General features: G+C 64.2%; 17 protein-coding genes. 6 read left to right on the top strand and 11 right to left on the bottom strand.

Translation table 11 applies throughout. The annotated features are described in order from the left end of the window. Window positions 1–96: 96 nt before the first annotated feature. The 11 genes from P0D68_RS08710 to P0D68_RS08660 form a co-directional block, all read right to left on the bottom strand. Entirely contained in the window at window positions 97–1,326 is a 1,230-nt protein-coding gene (locus P0D68_RS08710; RefSeq protein ID WP_408468280.1) for an NlpC/P60 family protein, read from the bottom strand. 205 nt (window positions 1,327–1,531) lie between these two features. Further along, complete coding sequence (locus P0D68_RS08705) at window positions 1,532–3,388, bottom strand: PhoH family protein (protein ID WP_408183164.1); 1,857 nt, start codon at window positions 3,386–3,388, stop codon at window positions 1,532–1,534. A gap of 356 nt (window positions 3,389–3,744) precedes the next feature. After that, window positions 3,745–4,206: a peroxiredoxin gene (locus tag P0D68_RS08700; RefSeq protein WP_073426815.1), complete on the bottom strand. Its 462-nt coding sequence runs from the start codon at window positions 4,204–4,206 to the stop codon at window positions 3,745–3,747. Window positions 4,207–4,346: 140 nt separating this feature from the next. Continuing rightward, window positions 4,347–5,240: a polysaccharide deacetylase family protein gene (locus tag P0D68_RS08695; protein ID WP_408293349.1), complete on the bottom strand. Its 894-nt coding sequence runs from the start codon at window positions 5,238–5,240 to the stop codon at window positions 4,347–4,349. A 10-nt stretch (window positions 5,241–5,250) separates the two neighbouring features. Then, complete coding sequence (locus P0D68_RS08690; RefSeq protein WP_408183176.1) at window positions 5,251–6,297, bottom strand: bifunctional UDP-4-keto-pentose/UDP-xylose synthase; 1,047 nt, start codon at window positions 6,295–6,297, stop codon at window positions 5,251–5,253. Further along, a complete protein-coding gene (locus tag P0D68_RS08685) occupies window positions 6,294–7,229 on the bottom strand; it encodes a formyltransferase (protein WP_408183178.1) in 936 nt (311 codons plus the stop codon). Before P0D68_RS08685 ends, P0D68_RS08690 begins: the two co-directional genes overlap by 4 nt. After that, window positions 7,226–8,269 (bottom strand): glycosyltransferase, encoded by a 1,044-nt coding sequence (locus P0D68_RS08680; RefSeq protein WP_091794556.1) that lies wholly within the window; start codon window positions 8,267–8,269, stop codon window positions 7,226–7,228. Before P0D68_RS08680 ends, P0D68_RS08685 begins: the two co-directional genes overlap by 4 nt. 6 nt (window positions 8,270–8,275) lie before the next feature. Continuing rightward, entirely contained in the window at window positions 8,276–9,427 is a 1,152-nt protein-coding gene (locus P0D68_RS08675) for a DegT/DnrJ/EryC1/StrS family aminotransferase (RefSeq protein WP_091794554.1), read from the bottom strand. A gap of 243 nt (window positions 9,428–9,670) precedes the next feature. Then, window positions 9,671–10,042 carry an SMR family transporter gene (locus tag P0D68_RS08670; protein WP_091794552.1) on the bottom strand — a complete coding sequence of 124 codons (372 nt, stop codon included), beginning with the start codon at window positions 10,040–10,042 and terminating at the stop codon, window positions 9,671–9,673. 25 nt (window positions 10,043–10,067) lie between these two features. Continuing rightward, window positions 10,068–11,807, bottom strand: coding sequence for a glycosyltransferase family 39 protein (locus tag P0D68_RS08665; protein ID WP_408293344.1), 1,740 nt, complete (start codon window positions 11,805–11,807; stop codon window positions 10,068–10,070). Window positions 11,808–12,204: 397 nt separating this feature from the next. Continuing rightward, window positions 12,205–12,579: an Mth938-like domain-containing protein gene (locus P0D68_RS08660; protein WP_091794548.1), complete on the bottom strand. Its 375-nt coding sequence runs from the start codon at window positions 12,577–12,579 to the stop codon at window positions 12,205–12,207. A gap of 537 nt (window positions 12,580–13,116) precedes the next feature. On the opposite strand from P0D68_RS08660, the gene P0D68_RS08655 reads away from it, so the two are divergent. The 6 genes from P0D68_RS08655 to P0D68_RS08630 all read left to right on the top strand — a co-directional run bounded on the left by P0D68_RS08655 (window position 13,117) and on the right by P0D68_RS08630 (window position 19,622). Continuing rightward, window positions 13,117–14,367, top strand: a complete 1,251-nt coding sequence (locus P0D68_RS08655; protein ID WP_091794547.1) for a pyridoxal phosphate-dependent aminotransferase — start codon at window positions 13,117–13,119, stop codon at window positions 14,365–14,367. 154 nt (window positions 14,368–14,521) lie between these two features. Then, a complete protein-coding gene (locus P0D68_RS08650) occupies window positions 14,522–15,853 on the top strand; it encodes a homoserine dehydrogenase (protein ID WP_091794545.1) in 1,332 nt (443 codons plus the stop codon). Window positions 15,854–15,861: 8 nt separating this feature from the next. Beyond that, complete coding sequence (gene thrC, locus P0D68_RS08645; protein ID WP_091794543.1) at window positions 15,862–17,313, top strand: threonine synthase; 1,452 nt, start codon at window positions 15,862–15,864, stop codon at window positions 17,311–17,313. A 270-nt stretch (window positions 17,314–17,583) separates the two neighbouring features. After that, on the top strand, window positions 17,584–18,825 hold the full coding sequence (locus P0D68_RS08640) for a molybdopterin molybdotransferase MoeA (protein ID WP_408293639.1): 1,242 nt from the start codon (window positions 17,584–17,586) through the stop codon (window positions 18,823–18,825). Between the two features lie 26 nt (window positions 18,826–18,851). Next, a complete protein-coding gene (moaD, locus tag P0D68_RS08635; protein WP_091794541.1) occupies window positions 18,852–19,109 on the top strand; it encodes a molybdopterin converting factor subunit 1 in 258 nt (85 codons plus the stop codon). Between the two features lie 36 nt (window positions 19,110–19,145). Further along, complete coding sequence (locus P0D68_RS08630; protein ID WP_408183194.1) at window positions 19,146–19,622, top strand: molybdenum cofactor biosynthesis protein MoaE; 477 nt, start codon at window positions 19,146–19,148, stop codon at window positions 19,620–19,622. The last annotated feature ends 44 nt before the right edge of the window (window positions 19,623–19,666 follow it).

The raw sequence follows: 19,666 nt of genomic DNA, 5'->3' as shown, positions 1-19,666 counted from the left end.
ATATGACGAGGTGTGGGCGCCAAGGCGGCTGCGATATCCGAATTCGTTCGCATGCCGAGCGCGAAGCTCGCTCACGACACGCCCCGTGCCGTGGCGTCAGAAGTTGCCGTTGGCGAAGCGGGCGATCGGGTCGTCGTTGGTTTGCGTCGGAGCGGGCATGCCACGCGAGGCCGTCGAAGCCCGCATGATCTGCACGCTGCCGTTCTCATCGGCTTGCTGCGCCTGCCGGGCCTGCCGCGCGGCGACGGAAGCGGGCGGCGGCGGCTCGAACGCGTCGGCGGCGGCGTCGATAGGATCGGGCGCGCGGGCGGTTGCCGTTTGCGGAGCCGTCCGCGAAGCGGTCAGCTGTTGTTGGGCCGGTGCGGCGCCGCTGGCGTTATATGCATTGGCTTGTTGAGCGGCCGGAATCGGCGTTGGGGACACGGCGCCCGCCGCGCGCGCCTGCATCTGAGCCGCGCTCATGCCGGGCGGTGGCGGCTCGAACGGGTCGGCTTGTGCCGCCCCAGTGACCGGTTGAGCCTCCGCGCTCAACGGCGCACGAGGTGCCGCCGTAACGCGGACGATCTGCTGCGACTGCGACTGCGACTGCGACTGGGGTTGCAGTGCGCCCGCGGCATAGACCGGCGGCTGCGCCGCTGCCTTCGCCGGCGCCGGTGCAACGGTCGCGGTCGCGCCCGCGCCCGCGACCGCATAGGCCGGCGCTGACTGCGCCACCGGCGCGACGCGCTCAGGCTGTGGCGCGGCGGCTTGATAGCTCGGCGTATCGAACGGTGCGGGTGTCGCAGCCGGCGAGGCCACGCGGCGAATGCCGTCGAAGCGCTTGGCCCAGTATGGATTGGTCAAATAGTCGAGCCGCACCGTACCACCGGTAGACGGCGCGTTGACGAAGCGCAGCTTGCCGACATAAATGCCAACGTGCGAATGCGCGCGGCCTGTCGTGTTGAAGAAAATCAGATCGCCGGGCGCGATCTCGTCCGGTTCTATCGATTCGCCGCGCCCGCTCATATCCGCCGTCGTGCGCGGCAGATTCACGGAAGCCGCGCGCGAGACCACATAGCGAACCAACCCGCTGCAATCGAAGCCGCTATCCGGCGTATTGCCGCCCCAACGGTACGGAATGCCGACGAGGCTCATCGCCTGAATCGAGATTTCCTCACGGCCGATGCTGTGATCGACGAAGTTCGGAAAGCCGGGCGGCGGAGCATGATATGCGCCGTTCGCCACCACGACCTGGCTGCCCGACCCACGCGACGACGTTTTCTGCGGCGCGCCGGCACAGGCGGCGAGCAGCAGAACGGTCAGCAGCGATAGGGCGAGTCGGCGCATGAAGACGAGGAGAGCGGTAAACGCTCGTTTAATGGCGGACGATGTCGGGATGGTAGCCCTTGGAACCTCGCTCCGGCAAGAATTCTTCATAAATTACATGAAGTTCATGCGCTAAGTGTTGCCCGTCAGGAACGTATCGCAAAGAAAAAAGCCGCTTCCGGAGTGTTCCGGAAGCGGCTTCGGTTTGAAGCTAACTAATTGAAACTTAGAGAATTTCCGACGCGTAGTCGGCAAGGCGCGAACGCTCGCCGCGCGCCAGCGTCACATGCCCGCTGTGCGCCCAGCCCTTGAAACGATCGACCACGTACGTGAGCCCCGAACTGCCTTCCGTGAGGTAAGGCGTATCGATCTGCGCGATGTTGCCGAGACAGATGATCTTTGTGCCCGGACCCGCGCGCGTGACCAGCGTTTTCATCTGTTTCGGCGTCAGGTTTTGCGCCTCGTCGATGATCAGATACTTGTCCACGAACGTGCGGCCACGCATGAAGTTCATGCTCTTGACCTTCAGGCGCGAGCGGATCAGTTCCTGAGTTGCGGCGCGGCCCCATTCGCCGGCTGCGTCGTCGGTTTTCTGCAGGACTTCGAGGTTGTCGTCGAATGCACCCATCCACGGCTGCATTTTTTCCTCTTCCGTACCCGGCAGGAAGCCGATGTCTTCGCCGACCGGCACCGTTGCGCGCGTCACGATGATCTCGTTGTAGCGCTTGTCGTCCAGCACTTGCGCGAGACCGGCGGCGAGCGCGACCAGCGTCTTGCCGGTACCGGCCTGACCCAGCAGCGTGACAAAGTCGATTTCCGGATTCATCAGCAGGTTCAGCGCGAAGTTCTGCTCGCGATTGCGCGCCGTGATGCCCCACACGTTGTTCTTGTGGTGGCCGTAGTCGCGCAAGGTTTGCAGCAGCGCCGTCTTGCCGTTCAGCTCGCGCACCAGCGCATGAAACGCCGGTTCGCCGTTTTGCGGCTCCAGATAGACGAACTCGTTGACCAGCATCGAGGCGCACAGGGGACCGGTCACGCGGTAGTACGTGGTGCCGGTCTTGGTGTCCTGCCAGCTTTCCATGCCCTTCGCGTGCTTGGTCCAGAAATCCTGCGGCAGCGCGCGGATGCCGGAATACAGCAGATCGCTGTCTTCGAGCACCTGGTCATTGAAGTAGTCTTCGGCGGGCAGGCCGAGCGCATGCGCCTTGATACGCATGTTGATGTCTTTCGACACCAGCACGACCTGGCGATCCATCCGGTCGCGCTGCAACGCGCGCACCACGCCGAGAATCTGGTTATCGGCCTTGCCTTCCGGCAGACCTTCCACCGGTTCGATGGCGGCGAGCTTGGTCTGGAAGTACAGACGCCCGGACGCCTCGCGGCTGCCCAGACGCGCCAGCGAGATGCCGTCGGACATGTTGCCGGCGTTCGCCACCAGCGCGTCGAGGGTGCGGCTCACCTGGCGGGCGTTGCGCGCGACTTCCGACATGCCCTTCTTGTGGTTGTCGAGTTCTTCCAACGTCATCATAGGCAGATAGACGTCGTGTTCCTCGAAACGGAACAGGCAGCTCGGATCGTGCATCAGCACATTCGTGTCGAGCACGAAGAGCTTCTGGACTTCGACCGGCTCGGCGGCCGCACCGCGTTTGCGGCCGGTGCCGCGTGTGCTCGGCGCAGCGGCTGCGGGTGTGCTCGCCTCAGCCTGCTTCGCGCTCGGCGCACGTGCGACGACCGGCTGCGCGGGCGCAGCCGGCTCGGCTTGCGGACGGGCAGCGGGAACCGGTTGCAACAGGGCGGCCGTTTGCTTCGATTTGCGGCCGCGAGTGGGCGCGGCCTGTTCCGCGGAGGCGGACGCAGCCGGGGCCGCCGACGATGTCGGCACAGGCCGCAAAGTGGTCGCGGCGTTGGCGGCGTGCGCCATTGGCGTGGCGACGTTCGCGCGGCCGTAGTCGGCCGACTCTGCGGATTCCCCAACGGCCGTCTGTTTCTTCGCGGCGGAGCGCGCCGGGCTGGCGGCTTTGGCCTTGTATTCGTCAGGCGGCAGGAGATTGCCGAGCTTGCTGGGGGGGGTAGGCAAAGGCATGGTTTCCCTCGAATTATTCGGGTCACATATCGTGCGCCGCCTGTCGCATTCTGCCGGTGCCAGTGGATGCGCACGCAGTTTGCGCCCGGAGGCGCGCATTCGGTCTAGAGATGCCGGTTCGCCTGGTCTTCGATCGGCTCCTTAACGGAAGCGCGTGGCCGAGTGAACGATGGCTCTCGCGCAATTAAAAAAGCCGCCGCCCCGGCGTACGGGGCAAGCGGCTCGCCTACAGTGCTCGCGTTGCACCTCGCGACTCCGACGGGACCCGGAAAAAACGGGAAACAGCCGTCAAGTCTGGCGCAGCGGCGAAAAAGTTGGGGTGTACAGGCACTCATTGCAACCCAATATAACGCGCCTCAAAGCGCTTGTACAGCCTCCAGAATATCGTCGACATGCCCGGGCACTTTCACGCCGCGCCACTCCTGGCGCAGCACGCCTTCAGCGTCGATGAGGAACGTGGAGCGTTCGATTCCCCGTACTTCTTTGCCATACATTTTCTTCATTTTGATGACATTGAAGAGCGCGCACAGCGTTTCCTCGGGATCCGAGATCAATGGGAATGGCAGTTCCAGCTTTGCCTTGAAGTTATCATGCGAGCGCAGGCTGTCGCGCGACACGCCGAGGATTTCCGCGCCGGCCTTCTTGAACTTCGGATAGAGATCGCGGAACTGCAGACCTTCGGTCGTGCAGCCCGGCGTGTTGTCCTTCGGGTAAAAATACAGCACCACCTTCTTGCCCCGCAGCTTGGACAGCGTGATCTCGCCACCGGTAGCGGGGGCGGTGAAGTCGGGGATGGGTTGGTCGACTGCGATGGGCACGTGCTTCTCCGGTTGTTATGGCCGGCGCCGGATGATTGCGGCGGCGGCCTGGCATCGAGACTTTTGGGGGAGGGGCGGCCGGCGCGCGGCATGTTCTCGCGCGGCGGTCGGGTCGTCAGGGCCGGCTGCCGGTTGACCAGTCAGGGCTGGACAATCAGTTCGCCGGAGCGCCCTGGAATTTCGCCCCACGTAACAGGGTACGATGGCAGCGTGCTGCGGTCTAGCGTGGCGTAATAGTCGCCCATCGTCGCGAAGGTGTGGCCCTGCGCGCGCCAGCCTTCCAGAAGCTGTTCGAAAATCGGCGCGAGTTTCTGTCCTTCGAGTTCTGCGTGCAGCGTGTACACCTGATCGTGCGGATTGTTTTCCGTGTGCTTCAACATCCATGCGGCGACGTTGTGCGGCTCGACACCGTCCACGCCGAGCACTTCGTCAAGCGTGGGCAGCGTGGTCGGCATTTGCACATGCGTGAGCGTGCGGCCGTCGACCACCGGCAGATACGGCGAGTGGCCGCGTCCGTCGGACGCGTAGTGCATGCCCCACGCGTCGATCTGCTCGAACGCGTGGCCGTTCATCTGCCAGCCCGCCGCGCCGTGCGTGACCGGCGGCGCGCCGAACACCTCGACGAAACGGTCGTGGCTTTGCTGCATCTGCGCCATGGTCCATGCGCGGTCTTTCGAGCGCACGTTGTCCTGCCAGTAGACGTGATCCCACGTATGAATGCCGCATTCGAAGCCGGCTTCGTGAATCGCGCGCATTTCCGCCGAGGCCTTGGCGCCGATGTCCGGACCGGGCAGCAGCACGCCGTACATCAACTGCTTGATGCCGTAGTGTTCGACCACCGAGGTGCGCGACACTTTCTGCAGAAAGCCCGGTCGCAACACGCGGCGCATCGCCCAACCGGTGTGGTCGGGCCCGAGGCTGAAGAGGAAGGTGGCGCGCGCCTTGAAGCGGTCGAAGATACGTGCGAGATTCGGCACGCCTTCGCGCGTGCCGCGCAGCGTGTCGACGTCGATCTTCAGGACGATACGAGCCAAGGATCAGCCCTTATTGCTGTTCGACGAGCGCGCGCGCTTCGCCGACGTGGCCGCGATACGCTTCGAAAATCTTGCGCAGCGCTTCGTCGAAGGTCGACTTCGGCGCCCAGCCGAGTTCCTGCATGGTGTTGTCGATCTTCGGCACGCGGTTCTGCACGTCCTGGTAGCCGGCGCCGTAGTAAGCGCCCGACGAAGTTTCGACCAGCTGTACCTGCTTGGCCGTTTCCGCGTATTCCGGGAATTCGGCGGCGAGCGTCAGCATCTTGTGCGCGAGTTCACGCACCGAGAAATTGTTGGTCGGGTTGCCGATGTTGTAGATCTTGCCCGTTGCCACGCCGTCCTTGTTCTCGATGATCTTCATCAGCGCGCCGATGCCGTCGTCGATATCCGTGAACGCACGCTTTTGCGCGCCGCCATCGACGAGACTGATGTTCTCGCCGCGCACGATATGGCCGAGGAACTGCGTGACCACGCGCGAGCTGCCTTCCTTCGGCGTGTAGATCGAATCGAGGCCCGGGCCGATCCAGTTGAACGGACGGAACAGCGTGAAATTCAGGCCTTCCATGCCGTAACCCCAGATCACGCGATCCATCAACTGCTTGGAGCACGCGTAGATCCAGCGCGGCTTGTTGATCGGGCCGTACGACAGTTGCGATTCTTCCGGATCGAACTGCTCGTCCGTGCACATGCCGTAGACCTCGGAGGTCGACGGAAACACGAGGTGCTTGCCGTACTTGACCGCCGAACGCACGATCGGCAGGTTCGCTTCGAAGTCGAGTTCGAACACGCGCAGCGGCTGCTTGACGTACGTGGCGGGCGTGGCGATCGCGACCAGCGGGAGGATCACATCGCACTTCTTGACGTGATATTCGACCCACTCCTTGTTGATCGTGATGTCGCCTTCGAAGAAGTGCATCCGTTCATGATTGACCAGGTCGCCCAGACGCTCGGTCTGCATGTCCATGCCGAAGACTTCCCAATCGGTCGTTTCGAGAATGCGTTTGGACAGGTGATGGCCGATGAAGCCATTCACACCCAGGATCAGGACTTTTTTCATGAGTAACGGGGAGTTTGGATGAGCTGGGCAAATTCGGCCGGAGTGACGACAGTCTCGCTGCCGTCGTGCTGGCGCCGCAATTCGTGGATGGCGATCGCGCGGCCGTCGCCGCATATCGCGAAAATGCCATTATCGCTTACGTGCAGGCCCGGCGGCAAATCCGAGCGAAGCGCGCCGGGCGCGGCGAGGCGCGCGCGCGTCACGACGAAACGCTGCTCGCCGACATCCGTGAAGGCGCCGGGATAGGGTGGCGCGACCGCGCGAATCAGGTTGTAGACCTGCTGCGCCGATTGCGTCCAGTCGATGCGGCCGTCTTCCGGCTTGCGCCCGCCATAGTAGCTGCCGTGCGCGAGATCGTTCGGCAGATGCGGCGCTTCACCCGCCAGCAGGGACGGCAGCACGCGCCACAGCGTTTGCTCGGCGGCCACCGTGACCTTGTCGAACACCTGGCTCGCGGTGTCGTCGGGCAGGATCGGCACCGGCGTTTGGGCGATGATCGCGCCCGCGTCCGGTTTGGCGGCCATTTCGTGCAGCGTCGCGCCGGTTTCGGTTTCGCCGTGAATCACCGCCCAGTTGGTCGGCACGCGGCCGCGGTACTTGGGCAGCAGCGAGCCGTGCATGTTGTAAGCGCCCCGTGCGGCGAGCGCCAACACGTCGACCGGCAACATGTGGCGGTAGTAGAACGAGAAGATGAAGTCCGGGCGCGCGGCGCTCACCGCGGCGCGCAGCTCGGGACTCTTCGGATCGTGCGGCGTGATCACCGGAATGCCGTGCTCGGCCGCGACCGAGGCGACGCTGCCGAACCAGATGTTTTCGGTCGGGCTGTCTTCGTGCGTGACGACGAGCGCCACCTCCACGCCGCGCGCGAGCAGCACCTGCAGGCAGCGCACGCCGACGTTGTGATACGCGAATACGACGGCGCGTGGCTTCATGGATTGGGGCCCTGATCGACGAGCGGCGCGGCCTGCACGGCCTGCACGACCGCCTGGCGCGGCGCTTCGGCCACGGTCGTGCCGTCGCGCTGTTCGAGAATGGTCTGCACGAGATAGCGTGGGCGTGCGCGCACCTGCTGGTAGATCCGGCCGATATATTCGCCGAGCAGGCCGAGCGCGAAGATGATCACGCCGAGCAGGAAGAAGATCACGGCGAACAGCGTGAACACACCTTGCACTTCCGCACCGATAATGAAGCGGCGAATCAGCAGCAGCACGAACAGCGCCGCGGACCCGAGCGACAGGATCACGCCGATGAACGACAGCCATTGCAGCGGCACGACCGAGAAGCCGGTCACGAGGTCGAAGTTCAGGCGGATCAGCGAATACAGCGAGTATTTCGATTCGCCGGCGAAACGCTCTTCGTGCGCGACCTCGATTTCGACCGGATTCTGCGCGAAGGTGTACGCAAGCGCCGGAATGAAGGTGTTGATTTCGCCGCAGCGATTGATCGTGTCGATGATGTGCCGGCTGTACGCGCGCAGCATGCAGCCCTGGTCGGTCATCTTGATGCGGGTGATGCGCTCGCGCAACCGGTTCATCGCGCGCGAGGCCTTGCGGCGCCACAGGCTGTCCTGGCGTTGCAGGCGAATCGTGCCGACGTAGTCGTAGCCTTCGCGCATCTTGTTGACCAGCTTGGCGATCTCTTCCGGCGGATTCTGCAGGTCGGCGTCGAGCGTGATGACGATCTCGCCGCGCGATTGCTCGAAGCCCGCCAGAATCGCCATGTGCTGACCGTAGTTGCCGTTCAGCAGGATCACGCGGGTCGTGTCGGGACGCGCGCGAAACTGCTCGGCAAGCAGGGCGGCGGATTTGTCGCGGCTGCCGTCGTTGATGAAGATCACTTCATAACCGGTGCCGAGCGCGTCGAGCGCAGGATAGAGGCGCGCGAACAGCGCAGCCAGGCCGGCTTCCTCGTTGTACACCGGGATGATGATCGACACTTCCGGTGCGACGGCGCGATGTTCCGAATAAATCATTTCCGCTTATTTTCCGTATTGTTCGCAAATTTCATTGACCGCGCGGCACACGCGCTCCACGTCGCCTTCGTTCATCAGCGTGAACAGCGGCAGCGTGACGTTGGTCGCGCCGAAGCGCTCCGCATGCGGGAACATGCCTTCCTTGAAGCCATGCGCGCGGTACAGCGAGAACAGGTGGATGGCCGGGTAGTGCACCCCCGAACCGATGCCACGCTCTTTCAGTTGCCCCATGAAACCGGCACGGTCGATCGAGAGCTTCTCGAGCGGCAGCGTGACCTGGAACATGTGCCAGTTGCTGTTTTCAAAGTCAGCAAACGGCAGGCCGAGCCCGAGTTTCTTCGCCGCGCCGCCCTCCAGACCCGCGAAATACGCGCGCACGAGTTTCTTGCGCTGCGCAAGGAAACGCTCCAGATGCGGCAACTGGCCGAGGCCGACGCGCGCGGCGACGTCCGTCAGGTTGTACTTGCCGCCCAGCACGTCGCAGTCCATGCCGTCGAAGCCGGTGCGCGTGATGCCTTGCAAGCGGTATTTCTGCGCAAGGATGGCTTCTTCCTCGTTGTTCAGCACGAGCGCCCCGCCTTCGATCGAGGTCAGGTTCTTGTTCGCATGGAAGCTGAACGAGACCATGTCGCCCAGCTTGCCGATGCGCTCACCGTTCCAGGTCGAGCCGAACGCCTGCGCGGCGTCTTCGATCACGCGCAGCTTGTGGGCGCGGGCGATTGCGTAGAGACGGTCCATGTCGACCGGCAGGCCCGACAGATACACCGGAATCAGCGCCTTGGTGCGCGGCGTGATGGCTTTTTCGAGCAGATCGAGGTCGATGTTGCGGGTGACCGGGTCGATGTCGGCAAACACCGGCGTCGCGCCGACTTCATAGATCACGTTGCTGGTGGAGACCCACGAGGCCGGCGTCGTGATGACCTCGTCGCCTTCGCCCACGCCGGCGATGCGCAGGCCGATTTCCAGCGTCGCCGTGCCGGAATTGAACGTGCGCACCGGCCGGCCGCCGCAGAATTCGGAGAGCGCCGCTTCGAATTTCTGGTTTTGCGGGCCGGTGGTGATCCAGCCGGAGCGCAGCACCTCGGCGACGCCCTGAATCGTTTCCTCATCGATCTCGGGTTTGACAAAGGGCAGAAACGGGAGTGTTGACTGGCTCATGAAAGCTTCGCTCGATTGAAAGGGGGCGCAACCCCGAAGGGCGCGAACTAAACCACATAGTGTGCGCAACCGGGGCCGCGGCTAAAAAGGGCGCAACCGCGCAGCATACCAGGATCAACCTTACATATTGCTTAGCCGGCCGGAACGACCGCTTACGGTATCTTTGCCGCCTTCATGCGCACAGGCGGCCCGGCAATAAACAGCAATAGATTGTGACCGGCACGGCGCGGCGGGCCGGGATGACTAGCTGCGAGCCAACACCAGCACGCCGATCAGGATGATGCCGATGCCAATCAGCTTCTGTACCGACAGCACTTCGCCGAACAGATACCACGCCGCGAACGCATTGACGACGTAGCCGAGCGAGAGCATCGGATAGGCGATCGATACGTCCACCCGCGACAGCCCGACGATCCACACGGCCACGCTGATCACATAACAGGCCAGCCCGCCGATGATCGGCGGCTGGGTTGCGATGCGAAAGGCAATGGGCAGGATGTTCGCACGGGTGAATTCGAAGTGTCCAACGGCATTCGTACCGGCTTTGAGCAGCAACTGCGCACCAGCGTTCAACGTGACGCCGGCAAGAATGCAAAAGAGGGAAATCGGGTTCATCGAACGGGCAGATCCTGATATGGGGTCATTGTTGTGCTTTTTCCACTGGCACGGATGCGGGTGCGTCAGCTGCCGGCGCGTCGGACGCGAGCGGCTTTTCCACCACCACGCGGCGCGAGTCGCGGGCGATCACCCGCATCGGCAGGCCTTCCTTGAGAAGCCGGTCGTAGGTCGGCGGCGGAATCAGCGCGAGCGCGTAGCGGTCGGCCTTCCAGCGTTCGATCCAGGCGTCGACCGACGGAATCCATTTCTGCGGTTCGACGGACACGCCGAACGCCAGTTCGTCCGCATGCTCGACCATGATCATCGTGTGGTCGACGTAGAACGGCAGCGTGTGGTCGAGTACGCCCACCGAGTAGAACGGCGTGTCGGCCGGCAGCTTCGCGATCTCCGCCTTGATGGCCGGCGCGAGCGGCGCGCCGGAGCTCAGGCGGCCGAACACGTCGTGACCCGTGCCGGCAATGGTGCCGAGCAGCAGCCACGCCGCGCCGAAGGTGGCGATCGCGCCGAGGCTGCCGGCCCGGCTGCGGCGGTTCAACCACAGCGCCGCGAGTGTCAGCACAAAGGCGACGCCGAGCGCCGCCAGCACCCACGTGCGGTACTCGGCATACAGTTCGGCCGGATTGCGAGCGCTGCCAAAGCGCGGCAGGAACAACGCGGCAAACGCTGCCACGACGAGAAAGAGCGCATAGCCGGCCAGATGACGGCGCAACTGGTCGCGCGTGACGAGCGGCAGATACATGCCGATCAGAAGCGCGATCGGCGGTGCGATGGGCAGCGTGTAGGAGAGCAGCTTCGAATGCGACGCGCTGAAGAACAGGAAGATGAAGACGGTCCACGTCAGCATCAGCGTGACCGGCGCGAAGCCGTTCGGCTGGCGCGGCAGGCGCCATGCGTGGCGCACGCTTTGCAGCGTCACCGAAAGCCACGGCAGGAAACCCACCAGCAGCACCGGCACGAAGTAGTAGAACGGTCCCGGACGGTTCTGCTCAGGCGTCAGATAGCGCTTGAACTGCTGAACGATGAAGAAGAAGTTCAGGAATTCCGGGTTGCGCTGCTGCACCAGCACGAACCACGGCGTGACGATCGCGAAAAAGACGATCAGCCCGCCGATCAGATGCAGACGCTTCCACACCGCCCAGTCGCGCGCGATCAGCGTATAGAGCACCAGCACGGCGCCCGGCAGGATCACGCCGACGAGTCCCTTGGACAGCACCGCCAGCGCCATTGAGCCCCAGCACACCCACATCCAGCCGCGCACGCAGCCGCTCGGGAGGTTGGGGCGCTGCGCGAGCAGCAGCGCGCACAGCGTCAATTCCATCCAGAACGACAGGCCCATGTCGAGCGTGTTGAAGTGGCCCATCAGGTTCCAGTACGGCGAGGTCGCCAGCACGATCGCGGCGAACACGCCGGTTGCCGTGTTGAACACGCGTTGGCCGGTGAAGCCGACCAGCAGCACGCCGGCAAAGCCCGTCAGTGCGGTATAGAGCCGCGCCTGCCATTCGCCGATGCCGAACCACGCGAACGTGAGCGCGTTCGCCCAGGTCTGCAGCGGTGGCTTTTCGAAATACTTGTAGCCGTTGTAGCGCGGCGTAATCCAGTCGCCGGTGACGAACATCTCGCGCGCCATCTCGGCGTAGCGGCCTTCGTCGCTCGGCAGCAGGTGGCGCCAGCCGAGCGGCACGAACCAGATCACGGCGAGGGCCAGCACCAGCAGCAGAACCGTGGTGCGGTTGAGCGGTAGCCTCGTCGGCGTATCGTTCATGGATTTCAACCTTTATGGCGACGCCGCACAGGCGGCGAAGCGATGTTGTTCGGAAATGGCGACCGGCCATGCGGCGCGGCCATCAGCGAAGCGACCCGCGCTCTGCGGGCGCCCGTCTTCCGGGCGCGTGCATCAGACTCCCGACGCGGCGTTCGAGTTGCTTCCAACCGCAGCAAACTTCGACAGCGGTGGCTTCTTCAGCTTCCGTCGACGGGGCGCTGACGCGACGCGCGGTCGCGCTCAGGCTGCCGGTGCTGCCTTCGTTCGATGGCGCGCAGTGTACGTTATCGCCCCTGACGCGGCCAGGGCGTGCAGTCAGCGCCGAGGCCGCAAGGCCTCGAACAAGGTCCGCAGCAGGCTGCGGCGAATTGCTCCCGGGCGGCCTCGCGGCACGGTTTCAGGCTTCGATCAGCAACGCGGCCGCGACCTTGCGGCCCTCGGCCATCAGAATGTTGTAGGTGCGGCAGGCGGCCTTGAAGTCCATCGTTTCGACGCCGATGCGCCTCGCCGTCAGCGCGGCTGTCAGGCGCGGATGCGGAAAGCGCAGCCGCTCGCCGCTGCCGAACACGACCACTTCCGGCGCGGAGTCGACCAGCATGGCGAAGTGCTCGGCGCTCAACTGCTCGAAAGAGGAAACGGGCCAAGGGATGACCGGTGCGTCCGGCAGCACGAGAAGGCTGCCCGAATGGCGCACCAGATTGATTTCGACATAGTCGGCGCCGTAGCCGGTGACGGTATTGAGGGCGCCGCTCGAATCCTGATGTAATTTCAAATTGGTTTTCCGAAGTCGTCGTGAGACATCATGCGTGTTGACGGCCTGACCGGGCGGGGCCCAGGCGGGGCGATTCGACGCGAATGGGGCACGCGAATGGGGCAGAAGCGGCCGAAAAGGCTTGCCGATGCGGTTGGTGCATTGCGGAAGTCGGCCAAAATCCGCTAAATTATAACTTTTTAGCCGCCTTGCGGCGCCCCTCGCTCATATGCCGCCACAAGCCGCGCTGAGTCGGCGGGTGCGGCCCACCGGCTACCCGCCTTGGTTTTACCCGCTTTCGGCCGCTGTTCGTCGGTTCTGTCTGCGTGCGTCAACGCGAGAAGAGTTCGCGAAGCGGCCTGCGCAAGGGCTCGACGATAGCTCGACGCGACAACGGCTAGACGAACCGGCGCTGAGATTCGGCCCGATTCGCGTGGCGCCGGTCGCCGCTTGCCGTCGCCGGTCGTGCCGCGCCCGAATTCCCCCTATCGGCGAACCCGCCCGGCCCATTTTGCTGTTTGCGCGCGCCGGTTTGCCCAAGCCATCAACCAGGATGAAGTGCCCGCCGTGAAACCGATACTCAAATCCAACAAGTTGTTGAATGTCTGCTATGACATTCGCGGGCCCGTCCTCGAACATGCGAAGCGGCTCGAGGAAGAGGGCCACCGCATCATCAAGCTGAACATCGGCAATCTCGCGCCGTTCGGCTTCGACGCGCCGGACGAAATCATTCAGGACATGATCCTGAACCTGCCGGGTTCGTCGGGTTATTCCGACTCCAAGGGAGTGTTCGCCGCGCGCAAGGCGATCATGCATTACACGCAGCAAAAGGGCGTGCACGGGGTCGAGCTGGACGACATCTATATCGGCAACGGCGCGTCCGAGCTGATCGTGATGGCGCTTCAGGGCCTCCTGAACGATGGCGACGAGGTGCTGCTGCCCGCGCCGGACTATCCGCTGTGGACCGCCGGCGTGAGCCTGTCGGGCGGCACGCCGGTGCACTACATCTGCGACGAATCGAATAGCTGGATGCCTGACCTCGACGACATTCGCGCGAAAATCACGCCGAATACGCGCGCGCTCGTGGTCATCAACCCGAACAACCCGACCGGCGCGCTGTATTCGGACGAACTGCTGCTCGGCCTGATCGAGATCGCCCGCCAGCACGGCCTCGTGATCTTCGCCGACGAGGTCTACGACAAGATCGTCTACGACGGCAAGAAGCACACGTCGATGGCGGCGCTCTCCGAAGACGTGCTCACGGTCACGTTCAACAGCCTGTCGAAGAGCTACCGGTCGTGCGGTTATCGCGCCGGCTGGATGTTCATTTCAGGCCTGACCGCCGGCGAGAACCGCCGCCACGCGAAAGACTACTTCGAAGGGCTCGGCATTCTGGCTTCCATGCGCCTGTGCCCGAACGTGCCGGGCCAATACGCGATCCAGACCGCGCTCGGCGGCTACCAGAGCATCAACGACCTGATCGTGCCGACCGGGCGCCTGTACAAACAGCGCGAACTCGCGTATGACATGTTGACGGCGATCCCCGGCGTGAGTTGCGTGAAGCCCGAAGCGGCGCTGTACATGTTCCCGCGGCTGGACCCGAAGATCTATCCGATCCAGGACGACCAGCAGTTCATCCTCGACCTTTTGCTGGAAGAGCGCGTGCTGCTCGTGCAGGGCACCGGCTTCAACTGGAAAACGCCGGATCACTTCCGCGTGGTGTTCCTGCCGAACGTGGACGACCTCGCGGATTCGATCAACCGGATCGCGCGTTTCCTCGACGGTTACCGCAAACGTCACACGGCCTAGCGCACAATAGGGCGCTAGGGCGCCAGGGCGCCAGGGCGCCAGGGCGCAACGCGCGGCGCGCTCACAGGCAATGCGGGCTGACGCCGCGCCGTGCGGAACGCGCCAGTCCCGCGACCCGTTTATTTTTAATCACCTACTCGAAAACACACGCTGCATGGAACCGATCAAAGTTGGACTGCTGGGCTTCGGCACGGTAGGCAGCGGCACCTTCACGGTACTGCGTCGCAATCAGGAAGAAATCAAACGCCGCGCGGGCCGCGGCATCGAGATCGCGCGCATTGCCGTGCGCAATCCCGCCAAGGCGACAGCCGCGCTCGGCACTGAGGCCGGCACGGTGGCGCTGACCGATGACTTCAACGCGGTGGTCGACGACCCCTCGATCGATATCGTGGCCGAGATGATCGGCGGCACGGGCGTGGCGCGCGACCTCGTTCTGCGCGCAATCAAGAACCGCAAGCACGTGGTAACCGCCAACAAGGCGCTGCTGGCCGTGCACGGCACGGAGATTTTCGAGGCGGCGCGCGCCAACGGCGTGATGGTGTCGTTCGAGGCGGCGGTGGCGGGCGGCATTCCGATCATCAAGGCGCTGCGCGAAGGTCTGACGGCCAACCGAATCCAGTACATCGCGGGCATCATCAACGGCACCACGAATTACATTCTTTCGGAAATGCGCGACCGCGGGCTCGACTTCGCAACCGCGCTGAAAGCCGCGCAGGAACTCGGCTACGCCGAAGCCGACCCGACCTTCGACATCGAAGGCGTGGACGCCGCGCACAAGGCGACCATCATGAGCGCGATCGCGTTCGGCGTGCCGGTGCAGTTCGACAAGGCTTACGTCGAAGGCATCAGCAAGCTCGCGGCGATCGACATCAAATATGCCGAGGAACTCGGCTACCGCATCAAGCTGCTCGGTATCACGCGCCGCACCGACAAGGGCATCGAATTGCGCGTGCATCCCACGCTGATTCCGGAAAAGCGCCTGCTGGCGAACGTGGAAGGCGCAATGAACGCGGTCGTCGTGCATGGCGACGCGGTCGGCACCACGCTTTACTACGGCAAGGGCGCGGGCGCCGAGCCGACGGCTTCCGCGGTGGTGGCCGATCTGGTCGACGTGACGCGTCTGCACACGGCCGATCCGGAGCATCGCGTGCCGCATCTGGCGTTCCAGCCGGACAGCCTGTCGAGCACCCCGATCCTGCCGATCGACGAAGTCACGAGCGGCTACTACCTGCGTCTGCGGGTGGCGGACGTGACCGGCGTGCTGGCCGACATCACGCGCATTCTGGCCGACACCGGCATTTCGATCGACGCGCTGCTGCAGAAGGAATCGGAGCAGGTCGACGCGAACGGCAAGGGCGAAACCGACATCATCCTGATCACGCACGAAACGGTCGAAAAGCACGTCAACGCCGCGATCAAAACGATCGAAGCGCTGAAGACCGTTGTCTCGCAAGTCACGAAGCTGCGCATGGAAGCGCTGAACTAGGCCGAACTATGAACTACCTGTCCACCCGCGGCGCCGGCGCCGGCGAGCACCACTCCTTTGCTGACATCCTGCTGGGCGGTCTCGCCAAAGACGGCGGCCTGTATCTGCCCGCCGAATATCCGCGCGTCACCACTGACGAACTGACGCGCTGGCGCACGCTGCCGTACGCGGACCTCGCCTTCGAGATCCTGTCCAAATTCATCGACGACATTCCCGCCGAAGACCTGCGCGCGCTCACGCGCAAGACCTACACGGCGGCAACATACTGCAACGTGCGCGACGACGAAAGCGCCGCGCAGATCACGCCGTTGAAGGTGCTGGGCGTTGAAGAGGGCGCGCCGCTGTCGCTGCTGGAACTGTCGAACGGGCCGACGCTCGCGTTCAAGGACATGGCCATGCAGTTGATCGGCAACCTGTTCGAATACGCGCTCGCCAAGCACGGCCAGACGCTGAACATTCTCGGCGCGACCTCGGGCGACACCGGCAGCGCCGCGGAATACGCGATGCGCGGCAAGAAGGGCATCAGCGTGTTCATGCTGTCGCCGCACAAGAAAATGAGCGCGTTCCAGACCGCGCAGATGTACAGCCTGCAGGACCCGAACATCTTCAACATCGCGGTGGAAGGCGTGTTCGACGACGCTCAGGACATCGTCAAGGCCGTCTCGAACGATCACGCGTTCAAGGCGAAGTACAAGATCGGCACGGTCAACTCGATCAACTGGGCGCGCGTGGTTGCGCAGGTCGTGTACTACTTCAAGGGCTACTTCGCGGCCACGAAGTCGAACGACGAGCGGGTGTCGTTCACAGTGCCGTCGGGCAATTTCGGCAATGTGTGCGCGGGTCACATCGCGCGCATGATGGGTTTGCCGATCGAGAAGCTGGTCGTGGCGACGAACGAAAACGACGTGCTCGACGAGTTCTTCCGCACCGGTATTTACCGCGTGCGCAAGGCGGCCGAGACGTATCACACCAGCAGCCCGAGCATGGATATTTCCAAGGCTTCGAACTTCGAGCGTTTCGTGTTCGATCTGCTTGGCCGCGATCCGGCGCGCGTGCTGCAACTGTTCCGTGACGTCGAAGAGAAGGGCGGCTTCGACCTCGCCGCGAGCGGCGACTTTGCGCGCGTGCAGGAGTTCGGTTTCGTGTCGGGCCGCAGCAGCCACGAATCGCGCGTGGAGACAATCCGCGACGTGTTCGAGCGTTACGACACGATGATCGACACGCACACCGCCGACGGCCTGAAGGTCGCGCGCGAGCATTTGCAGCCGGGCATCCCAATGATCGTGCTGGAGACGGCGCAACCGATCAAATTCGGCGAGACGATTCGCGAAGCGCTGCTGCGCGAACCGGAGCGGCCCGCGGCGTTCTCGGGCCTCGAATCGCTGCCGCAGCGTTTCGAAGTACTGCCGGCGGACGCGCAGCGCGTGAAGGACTTTATCGTCGCGAAGGTAGGCGCGTAAGTTGGCACATCAGGCGGCGCATGATTCAGCGCATAAGTCAGCCGCCATTGCCGTGACGCGCCACACCGCCTGGGGCGCGCCCAGTCTGTCGGCGCGCTTCATGCGCCGCATGTCAAAGGCGCTTGCCGCGAAACCCCGCGGCAAGCGCTCAAACACCAGAAATCCGCTCATAACGCCCCTTAGCCCAGACTTCCTGCTTCGACCGCTACAATATTCTTTTAACCTGCGGCTTCGAGACCAGAGATGTCCACACCCACGCCCCGCGCGCCGATGCTTGCCACCGCCGAAGCCTTGGCGACCCTGCTCAGCGCAGCGAGCCCGATTGCCGGCACAGAGTCGATCCCCACGCTGGATGCGCTGAACCGTGTTCTCGCGGCCGACGTCACCTCGCCGCTCGACGTCCCGCCGATGAACACCAGTTCAATGGACGGCTACGCGATCCGCAGCGCGGACCTGGCCGGTCAAGCCACCGGCCGCTTGCCGGTTTCACAACGCATTCCGGCCGGCCACGCGCCAGAGCCCCTGACACCCGGCACGGCCGCGCGTATCTTTACCGGCGCCACCGTGCCGCCCGGTGCCGACGCGATCGTGATGCAGGAGCAAACCGAAGCCAGCGGCGCCGAAGTCACGATCCTGCACAGCCCGCAGCCCGGTGAATGGATTACGGTGCAGGGCGCGGATATCCGCAGTGGCTCGGTCATCCTTCCGGCGGGCACGCGGCTCACGCCTCAGGCGTTGGGGCTTGCGGCCTCGGTCGGGTGCGCGGAACTCGTCGTGCGGCGGCGCGTCAAGGTAGCCGTCTTCTTCACCGGCGACGAACTGACCATGCCGGGCGAACCGCTGAAGCCCGGCGCGATCTACAACTCGAACCGGTTCACGCTACGTGGGCTGCTGGAAAAACTCGGCTGCGAAGTCACCGACTACGGCATCGTCGCCGATAAGCTCGACGCGACCCGCGCGACCTTGCGTGAAGCCGCCGAAGCACACGACCTGATCCTCACCTGCGGCGGCGTGTCGGTGGGCGAAGAGGATCATGTGAAGCCGGCTGTGGAAGCAGAAGGGCGTCTTGCGATGTGGCAAATCGCCATGAAGCCGGGCAAGCCGCTCGCCTTCGGCGCGGTGCGCCGTGCCGCGCGGCGTGACGAAACCGCGGCGGCGCCGGATTCGGCTGAAACCTTTTTCATCGGCCTGCCGGGCAACCCGGTGTCCAGTTTCGCGACCTTCCTGCTGTTCGTGCGCCCGTTCATCCTGAGTCTGGCCGGCGTGCAGGCGGTTGCGCCGCGAGCACTGTCGCTGCGCGCGGATTTCACGCAGAGCAAGGCCGACCGCCGCAACGAATTCCTGCGCGCGCGTATCAACCCGGCGGGCGGGCTCGATCTGTTCCCGAATCAGAGTTCAGCCGTGCTGACCTCGACCGTTTGGGGCGATGGCCTGATCGACAATCCGCCGAATCACGCGATCAGCGCCGGCGAGACGGTGCGCTTCCTTCCTTTTTCCGAACTGCTGAACTGAGGCCGGCGGTCGCCGGTGGCATCCCGATGAAGATTCAACTTCGATATTTTGCGAGCGTGCGTGAAGCGCTCGATCTGGCCGACGAAACCGTCGATCTGCCCGACGGCATTGCAACCGTCGGCGACGTGCGCGCCTGGCTGCGCGCGCGCGGCGGCATCTGGTCCGACACCCTGGCCGAGGGCCGCGCGCTGCGCATGGCTTGCAACCATGTCATGACCGGCGCGGGCACTCGCGTTACCGAGGGCTGCGAAGTCGCGTTTTTTCCGCCCGTTACCGGCGGCTGATCCGCCGCGCCGCTCCCAACTGCTTAGGAGGCCCAGATGCCCGTTCGCGTCCAGACGGAAGACTTCGACCTCACCGCCGAGGTCGCCGGATTACGCGCGCGCAATCCGAAAATCGGCGCGGTCGCCTGCTTCGTCGGCACCGTGCGCGATCTGAACGACGGCAGCGCGATCGAGACGATGGAGCTCGAACACTATCCCGGCATGACGGAAAAATCGCTGGAGGCGATCATCGTCAGCGCGCGCGAACGCTGGCCGGGCACCGAGGTGTTGATCGTGCATCGGGTCGGCAAGCTGTATCCGCTCGACCAGATCGTGCTGGTGGCGACGACGGCCGCGCATCGCGGGGATGCCTTCGCATCCTGCGAATTCGTGATGGATTATCTGAAGACTCAAGCGCCGTTCTGGAAGAAAGAAAAGACCGAGGCTGGCGAGCGCTGGGTCGATGCACGTGTCACCGACGACGCGGCGCTCGCCCGCTGGGGTATCGAATCGGATAATCGGTCCGAGGACTAGGCGCGGGTGCGCGCCGGTGGAATCCGGGTGTCAGCGGGGCCGCG

The organism is Paraburkholderia sp. RL17-380-BIE-A (genome assembly GCF_046028085.1).
Taxonomy (GTDB): domain Bacteria; phylum Pseudomonadota; class Gammaproteobacteria; order Burkholderiales; family Burkholderiaceae; genus Paraburkholderia.
Note: the sequence above shows the minus strand (reverse complement) of the source record. Positions and strands in the feature narration are given on the sequence as shown.